This window comes from Pseudomonas syringae pv. cilantro (genome assembly GCF_001293775.1).
GTDB lineage: Bacteria > Pseudomonadota > Gammaproteobacteria > Pseudomonadales > Pseudomonadaceae > Aquipseudomonas > Aquipseudomonas syringae_P.
Genome location: NZ_LGLN01000028.1, coordinates 1 through 983, shown reverse-complemented (window position 1 = coordinate 983; position 983 = coordinate 1). Strand labels below are relative to the sequence as shown.

Sequence of the window (983 nt, the reverse complement as noted above, 5' to 3'; positions counted from 1 at the left end):
GCTGACCAGCAGACCGTTGAACCTGAGCGGGCAGGACCGCGCGGACTCGTGGGGAAAGGGTGCCGGACGCAGCCAGTGGTAAAGTTTGGTTTCCAAAGACAAACCCAGACCACCGGAGGTCCGGCATGAAAGACACGTATTCGTATGAAGCGCTGATTGATGCGTTGGAGGAACTTGTTCCGTCAGCCAACAGCGTCGGGCTAGGCGCAGTGAGAGCGATCAAAACGCGCTTGGAGCTGTACTCGCTGTCGGTATTAGGCAATGCACTCGCGCAACAGAGGGCATGGAGTGTCCGCGGCTTAGAGGCAATAGATTTTGCGCTCATGACCAAATACTCTTGGCATCCGGATCACCTTCGAACTCTTGAACCTGCCAGTAAATGGCTAGCACTACATCAGGATTTGCTGAGTTTGGAGTTTCCTCGGGCGGCTGTAGCGGCTTGGCACGCACGGTATGAAGGTATAGGCGTTGTTGATCTGCTGGCCTGGACGTCAAACCCGCTAGGTTTGCCACCCACGCATACCACTGGCCCACAGCAGGGGTGAGGTACCAGAGTTCTGGACGACTCTCACCCGGGCACCAGATGTGATCAGGGTCTATCTCAAATACGAGGTTGAGGATTGACACGCACGTGCTGCGTGTCTGCCTAACACCAAACCCTCTTGGCTTTGAAATCAAACCGGCTGCGTAAAGCTTTTCTGGCAGCGTCTGCTGCGTCGACGTAGTGCAAGTGGCCCCATGCTCCTCCAGAAACACCGCCATCTCTTGGTAGATCGCAGGATAGAGGGCGTAAACTCCAAAGCGGGTCAACCAGGCTTTCTGTAGGGCTGGTACGTCTTGGCCGGTGGTTTGCCGGACAGCGTGCGCCAAGGCTTGTTTGAGTAAGGAGGTGCTTGGCTCATTAATTGATATATTCATAGCCGCGACTCCCCTGACCAATCACTTGTGGGCAGTGTTGAGAAATAGGTGTGCTGATAAGTGGC

At 55.1% G+C, this 983-nt stretch carries 1 protein-coding gene; it reads left to right on the top strand.

Features of this window, described 5'->3' with window-relative positions:
- Positions 1–125 precede the first annotated feature (125 nt).
- Positions 126–545 (top strand): hypothetical protein, encoded by a 420-nt coding sequence (locus ABJ99_RS28970; protein ID WP_183135264.1) that lies wholly within the window; start codon positions 126–128, stop codon positions 543–545.
- The last annotated feature ends 438 nt before the right edge of the window (positions 546–983 follow it).

What these genes read in the sequence shown, in the direction of transcription:
- ABJ99_RS28970 (WP_183135264.1), top strand. Translation starts at nt 126, where the DNA reads ATGAAAGACACGTATTCGTATGAAGCGCTGATTGATGCGTTGGAGGAA.